The organism is Candidatus Albibeggiatoa sp. nov. BB20, from assembly GCA_016744725.1.
In the GTDB taxonomy this organism is placed as follows: domain Bacteria; phylum Pseudomonadota; class Gammaproteobacteria; order Beggiatoales; family Beggiatoaceae; genus Albibeggiatoa.
In genome coordinates this window covers 1-7,796 of the sequence record JADGDW010000191.1, presented here as the reverse complement: position 1 = coordinate 7,796, position 7,796 = coordinate 1, and the positions used below count along the sequence as shown (strand labels likewise).

Genomic DNA, 7,796 nt, shown 5'->3' with positions numbered 1-7,796 from the left:
GCAGCGTTACCGTATCGCCATCATATATTTTCACCACTTTACACGTCATATCTGTTGTTGATGGAATCGAAACTGTTGGCATCTTATTTGGTGTAGCAACAACAAAAAAACCATCGAGTAAAGCATATTGCCCTGTAAAAAAAGCCAATCCGACAATAAGTCCAATTGTGACTAATGGTAATTTTTGTTTGTATAATTTTTGTGCAAGATTAATAAGTGCACCGATTTCTTTTTGATTCATAAGGTATATTCTCAATCAATAAAGCCAAATAAGTGCGGAAAATAAACAAAATGAGGAATAAATGATATGGCGTTTATGATGAGTTGTCATTGGCTGTAAGTACTTTAATTTCCAGAGTTGCCATTCTACAAGATTTTGTTCTCCATACAATACTTTATCAAAACCGAGCGCTTTTTTATTGGATATTATCCTGTATTTGTTCAAAACATAATCCATGCTGACAAGAAGCGCGTAGTGTTGCCCATCTGCTTAGCATCGGACATATTAACGCAGAATACATTTTCACGTTTATTTCATACAAATCGATTACAGTAGCCAATAATGGATAGAGCAAATATGCCAAAATTCAAATAATACGTGGTGCTGATTCTATTTTTTGATAGGTTGCTTTGTGCTATTAGCTTAAATTTTTAAGGTTTGTCTGTCAGGGGATATAGTCAATTTCATTTTGGGTATTAGGACTGGTAGCCCTATAAAACTTTAAATATCAATTGCTTTTAAAACCAAGGACTGCCAGTCCCGTATCATCTTAGAATAAAATGACTATAAACAGTCTTCTAAAAGACTCATTTAATTTTATATTCCTAAAAAATAACTATAGGAGCTTTCGATAATGCGTATTACGGTTTTTGGTTCTGGCTACGTTGGATTGGTAACAGGCGTGTGCTTAGCTGAAGTGGGTAATCATGTGGTGTGTGTGGATGTGGATGAACGTAAAACAACGATATTATGCCAAGGAGAGTCCCCAATCTATGAGCCTGGATTAGAAAGCTTACTCAAATCAAATTTAGCCAGCGGACGAATTCAGTTTACTTGCGATACTGAAATGGCAGTCAAACATGGTGAAATACAATGTATTGCCGTAGGTACACCTCCAGATGAAGACGGCTCAGCTGATTTGCAATATGTATTACAAGTTGCTCAATCTATTGGTCAATATATGGATGATTATAAGATCATCATGGACAAATCGACTGTCCCCGTAGGTACAGCGGACAAAGTGGCTGCAAAAGTGGCTGAAACCTTGGCGGCGCGTGGTGGTCAATTTGAATATGATGTGGTCTCAAATCCTGAGTTTTTAAAAGAAGGGGCTGCAATTGAGGATTTCATGAAACCTGATCGTATTGTCGTAGGCACAAACAGTGAGCGGGCTGCGGATGTGATGCGTGAATTATATTTACCCTTTAATCGTAATCATGACCGTTTGATTATTATGGATATACGTTCTGCGGAATTAACCAAATATGCAGCCAATGCCATGCTGGCGACTAAAATCAGTTTCATGAATGAAATGGCCAATATTGCCGAGCAAGTTGGGGCAGATATTGAAAACGTGCGGATTGGGATTGGTTCAGATCCGCGAATTGGATTTCATTTTATTTACCCTGGTGCAGGCTTCGGCGGTTCATGTTTTCCAAAAGATGTGAAAGCATTGACTAAAATTGCTGAAGATGTGAATGTCGAGCCAAAAGTATTAAAAGCGGTGCAACAAGTAAATGATTTACAACGCCAAAGTTTATTTACTAAAGTTCAAAAACATTTTAACGGCGAGTTGCAAGGTAAGCGTTTTGCATTATGGGGCTTGGCATTTAAACCCAATACGGATGACATGCGTGAAGCCCCTAGCCGCAATTTGATGGAGGCCTTATGGGAGCAAGGTGCAATCGTTCAAGCCTATGATCCAGAAGCAATGGAAGAAGCAGGGCACATTTATGGTGAGCGTGATGATTTGCAATTATGTGACACGCCTGAAGCAACCCTGCAAGATGCAGAGGCATTAATTATCATCACTGAATGGCGTATGTTCCGCAGCCCTGATTTTGATGTGATTAAGCAAAAATTGAAACAGGCAGTAATTTTTGATGGACGTAATTTATATGAGCCACTGAAAATGAAAGCCCATGGTTTTAGTTATTACGCGATTGGACGTGGAGATAGCTTAGTACTTTAAACTATTGTAGTTGGAATCCCATCAAATTGACTTATAGAACCCATTTGACATCTAAAAAAATAATGATTTTACATGACGCAAAGCGTCAAAGCTGAGTTACCACGCTGAGCGCAGTAATTAATCGTAATTGTTTGAAAATTTCACTTTTCTCCGTTGGAACGCATTTTAGACGCTCTGCGTCTTAATGGTGAAAACATTATCATTGTAGATTTTAAATCAATTCTATAGGAGTGCATAAGCAAAATAAATCTTGCACTCCTCATTATTTAATGACTTTCTAGCCACAACCTATTTTCTGAGTTTAACGGCCATAGGCTGGCAAATGGATATTAAATTTACTTTTCTCAGCATAAAATGCGGCTGACCTTAATCGCGAACACTATTGTTAGCAACGTGGACAAACGTTTTGATTTACTTCTGTTTAATAACTAAAAGGGTAATATCATCATGAATTGCTGTATTATTAATATGTTGGCGTAAATCGCTAATCACAGCTTTTTGTACTTGTATTGCATCATTATCCCAGTGTTGTCTAATCGTCTCACATAAACGCTCCAAGCCATAGCTTTGATGCTCTTGATTATGTGCTTCGATAACACCATCAGAATATAATACAACACCATCACCTTCTCGCAATTCCACTTCCATGGCAGAGACAAATTGCTCAATACTCGGCTCTAAACCAATGATAAAACCCAAATCTGTTGTATCTATCTGTTTTATCTTAGTATCTTTAGTTATTAATAAAATAATTTCATGCTGACCACTAAAACGCAAACGTCCATTGTGATAAGTCAATAAGGCCAAAGTCAGGGCTTTATCTAATTTCATGCGTTGGATATTGTCATAAAGTGCACGATTCAATACTTTTAAGCATAATTCAGGTGTTGTGACATGATTTGCGAGTAAGGTTCGCATCGCAGTTTGTACCATCAACATTAATATACTGCTTTCCAATCCATGCCCAGTTACATCCCCAATCCCACACACAATATGTTCGCCATATTTCAATACATCACAATAATCACCACCAATGCTTTCAGATGGCTGCATAAAACCTGCAATGTCTAAATCTTCTAATTTATCTAATTCATGTTGGCGTGGTAATACCCATTGCTGAATCCGTCGCGCAATATTAAGCTCGGCTTCTTTTAATGCGTCTTGATTGCGTAAATCTTTTAATTTCAACTGATTTTCAATCCGACAAACTAATTCTTCTCGTGAGATAGGTTTGGCCAAATAGTCATTCGCGCCCACTTCCAAGCCGTGAATAATATCCTCAGCTTGATTTTTAGCACTCAATAATAAAATGGGTAATTCACCTGCGTGCCATTGTTTACGGATTTCCATGGTCAAGGTGTAACCATCAACATTAGGCATCATCACATCGGTGGCAATTAAATCAGGGCGCAAACCTTCTTCAATCAAAGACAAGGCTTTTTCACCTGAATTGGCTGTTACAATTTCATAAGGCTGAGTGGATAAATAGATAGACAGCAAGCGTAAATTAATAAAATCATCATCGACTAATAAAATAACGGCTGAATCTGGCTCAAGATCATTTTTTGATAAGGAAATATAATCAATATCTTGTATGGACAAAACGTCTGTTTGAGGGGATAAAATAATATTGCGATGTTCAGTAAATAGAGGTGGAGGCGTATTCTTTGCGTCAGCAATTTGCTGTTCTGTGGCTAAAGGCAAAGTAAAAGTAAAGCACGAACCTTTATGCTCTATCGAGTCGACAAAAATTTCACCATTTTGTAATGAAATTAATTGTTGTGCAATACTCAGCCCTAGTCCAGAACCTTCATAACTGCGGGCACTAGAACCATCAACTTGCTCAAATGATTCAAAAATTCGCTCAATTTTATATTTTGGTATGCCAATTCCTGTGTCTTTGACATGAACGGCAATATAGTAATTGGGTGCATTAATATCATGCTTATCCGTTACTGCAAGCACCTCAGGACTATAGTTAGATAAATATAACTCAGGGTCACGCCATACTATTTCTGTAAAAACCTCGACTTCACCTTCATTGGTAAATTTAAGGGCATTATCTATAAAGTTATGCAGGATTTGTTGTACTCGTTCCTCATCACCAATTGTTAAAGGTAAATCTGCTTGAGTCTTATTGATTAAAGATAGCGTACGGTGTTTTACTATTGGCTGATAAACCGTCAATACTTTATGAATTACTGAGCTGACATCTAATGGCTGTAAATTAGGGGTAATTACATTACGTTTAAGATGAGAAAAATCTAGAATATCACTGACTAAGTGTAAGAGACGATTACTGCTTTGGGTAATCACTAACAACATTTCTAGTTGAATATCTGTCAGTTGATTGCTTAGCTCTCCATGCAGAAATTCCGCTGCACCAATAATACCATTTAAAGGGGTACGTAATTCATGAGAAGTATTTGCTAAAAATTGGTCTTTGAGTGCATCGAGTTGTTTTAATTTTCTATGCTGCTCTACCATCATCTTATCGTGCAAATAAGTGCGAACAGCATCTTTAATGGTTAAACGCAGCTCATCTGAGTTCCAAGGTTTTGATATATAACGATAAAGCTGTGCATTATTAATCACATTTCCAATTGCTTGTACATCGGCTTGCCCTGTTAACATGATTTTTAACGTATTGGGCAATTTCACATGGACTTGTTGCAGCAGCTCATCACCCTTAAGGTTGGGCATGATGTGATCTGATATAATGACTGCAATTTCATAGCCTTGCTCTAATAAGTCATCAATCAATTCTAGTGCTTCTTCACCGCTTTCTGCAACTTCGATTAAACATTCATCTTCTAATGCTTTATTAATTTCAATTTCAAGGGTATCTAAAATGCTAGGCTCATCGTCAACACATATGATGGCTAATTTCTGAGGGTCACTATTTATATCCATAATGTGCTAAGCTTGTTTCGAGTAGGTGAATGAGGGCTTTGCTGTCCCAAGGTTTGTTAATACAATAATCTAAATTGGAATGAAGACAAGCCGCTTCAATCGCTTTTTGGTCTGCTTGGCCTGTGAGTATAATTTTAACTGTATTGGGTCGTTTTTGCTGGACTTTTAATAGTAGTTCATCACCACGCATGCGTGGCATTAACCAATCAGTGATAATCACTTTTAATTCAACGTCGGTTTGTTCCAGCTCACTCATAATCTCTAAAGCTTCTTCTGCACTTTCAGCAAACTCATATACGTAGTCATCCCCAAAAGCGCGGTGCAATTCTGTTTCCAACGCTTCAAGAATTAATACCTCATCGTCTACGCATAAAATAGCTGTATTCTTCATTATGATTCCACAGCGTTAATCGGTAAATGCACTGTAAATGAAGTGAAGCCTGCATGACTTTCAACCTCAATATTCCCATCGTGCTTTTCAACAATTTTTTTCACAATCCCTAATCCCATGCCACTGCCTTCGCCTGCAGGCTTGGTAGTAAAAAAAGGTTGGAATATTTTATGTTTAATGCCGTTTGGAATGCCTTTCCCTGTGTCTACCACTTTAACATAAACATTCTTGCCGTCTACATCTATAGTTAAAATTAATTTACCTTTGTAGTCCATAGCTTGCAATGCATTATGTACTAAATTTGACCAGAGCTGATTGAGTTCATCGGGATAACACCAAATATTAGGGATTTCTTGGTAATTGCGTACCACTTCAACCCCCTGCTTTAATTGATTATGATATAAGGTCAAGACAGTTTCAATCCCGTCTACAATGTTTGCCTGTATTTTTTCCGACGATTGGTCATAACGCGCATAAGACTTCAATGCAAACACAATTCTTCCTGCACGTTCCGATGCGATGGAAATAGCGTAAGCACTGCGTTGTAAACTGGTTAATAAATAGGCCTGCTTTAGAATCAGCTCTCTTTCTGGGGTATTTAAAAAAGCCAAAAATGGGGTAATATCTTCATAAATTCCAATACTGGTTAATTTACTGGCAATAGGGTCTGGATTATCAATATTATGTTTTATCAATTCTGAGGTTAAATGCTTTTTGATTTTACGTTTTTCTTTGCTAGAAAGAATAGAATCATGATGCGCGGCACTATCCAATAAAATGAAAAAATCAACTTGTCGTTCTTTGGATAATTCATTAAAAAATCTGGGTAATTCTCTTAAGTCATCCCGCAAAAAGTCACTAATATTACCAATTGCAGACCGAATTGCGCCTAAAGGCGTATTAATTTCATGTGCAACCCCTGCGATCACTTGTCCAAGTGCTGCCATTTTTTCAATTTGAATCAGTTCTTCTTGGGTATTTTCTAAATGTTCTAGGGTAATTTGTAACGCTTCTTTTTGTAAAATAATCTCTTCTTCGTTTAATTTCTGCTCAGTCACATCCTGTACCAAAGAAAGCCATTGTGTCACTTCGCCATATTCGTTAAATAATGGAATGTTATACCAAGTACAAATAATTTCATGTTTATCTTGGGTTAAGCTGTCTAATGTCTGGCGGATAGCGGTTTTATGTTGCTGTAACTGTGAAATAGTATCCAACATTTGTTGACAATCTTTCGTAGTAACAAGGCTGGTTACTGTCATTTGCATCGCTTGTTGAGGACTGTAAGTAAAAATACTCTCAGCAGCAGGGTTCCAACTAGTAATGGTTAAATCAGTATTCCATTCAATGTAAGCCATTGGAATTTCTTGAGTAAAAGACAATAATTTTTGATAAGTATAACGTAAAGCCTGTTCAGTCCTTTCACGCTCAACCACTTCTAGTACGAGTTTTTCATTGGTTTGGATGACTTCTGTTTCTATACGTTTATGTTCAGTAATTTTTTGTTCTAAACGCCGATTGGTCTCCATTAGAGCTTGGGTTCTTTCAGATACTTTTTGCTCTAATAAATCAAAGTTTTGCTTCAGCTTTTCTGACACATTATTAAATGTGTGTGCAATTTGGCCAACTTCATCTTTATTCTTAGTTTTTATTTGGATACCGAACTGGCCTTGCTCAATTTTTTGCATAGATACCAAGGTGTGTTGCAAACGTTTAATAATGCTATTCACCACTATAAACATCACAATCATCAGTACTAAAAAAGTCGGAATATCAGTTAATAAGATAAAAACCAAATAATCTCTGGTTATACCATGAATATGCTGCACCTCATGTCCAGATACAATAATCCATTGCATGGGTTTGTAAGTAGAAAAATGACCAAAATAATCAATTTTATCGTTTTTGATCCTGATATTGCCATTATGATGCTTTAAGGCATGCTCTAGGCTTTCAGTGGGTAATTTCTGTAGAAATCGAGAGGTATTACTGAATAGAATATCACCAGACTTGTTAAATATATGAATATAACCATCAGTCGTTAAGCTATGTAAAGTCAGGTCTTGTCTGATTTTTTTTATTAATTGCTCTTGAGTTGACGATTGGTAACTTGTATGGGTTTCAATGATATGTTGAGCATGTTGCACTTGCTGTTCAAACAATTTGGTATATAGCTTATAGCTATAGTGTTCAATCAGCATATAGCCTGTGATACTCATCGGCAAACCAAATAAAATAAGTGCGATAAAAAAAAATGAGTGAATTTTTGTTTTTAATCTCATATTAAATATTTTAATAAC

At 36.7% G+C, this 7,796-nt stretch carries 5 protein-coding genes; 1 reads left to right on the top strand and 4 read right to left on the bottom strand.

What is annotated here, in order from left to right; translation table 11 throughout:
• A partial coding sequence (locus tag ABXH34_RS16450; protein ID WP_353572974.1) for a hypothetical protein occupies positions 1-241 on the bottom strand: 241 nt, incomplete at its 3' end.
• A 613-nt stretch (positions 242-854) separates the two neighbouring features.
• On the opposite strand from ABXH34_RS16450, the gene ABXH34_RS16445 reads away from it, so the two are divergent.
• Entirely contained in the window at positions 855-2,192 is a 1,338-nt protein-coding gene (locus ABXH34_RS16445; RefSeq protein ID WP_353572973.1) for a UDP-glucose dehydrogenase family protein, read from the top strand.
• Positions 2,193-2,603: 411 nt separating this feature from the next.
• Here the strand turns inward: ABXH34_RS16445 and ABXH34_RS16440 are convergent, their stop codons facing one another.
• The 3 genes from ABXH34_RS16440 to ABXH34_RS16430 all read right to left on the bottom strand — a co-directional run.
• Complete coding sequence (locus tag ABXH34_RS16440; protein ID WP_353572972.1) at positions 2,604-5,105, bottom strand: response regulator; 2,502 nt, start codon at positions 5,103-5,105, stop codon at positions 2,604-2,606.
• Complete coding sequence (locus ABXH34_RS16435) at positions 5,092-5,496, bottom strand: response regulator (protein ID WP_353572971.1); 405 nt, start codon at positions 5,494-5,496, stop codon at positions 5,092-5,094. Before ABXH34_RS16435 ends, ABXH34_RS16440 begins: the two co-directional genes overlap by 14 nt.
• Positions 5,496-7,796: ATP-binding protein (locus ABXH34_RS16430; protein WP_353572970.1), on the bottom strand; the 2,301-nt coding region annotated here is incomplete at its 5' end. The genes ABXH34_RS16435 and ABXH34_RS16430, both read right to left, overlap by 1 nt.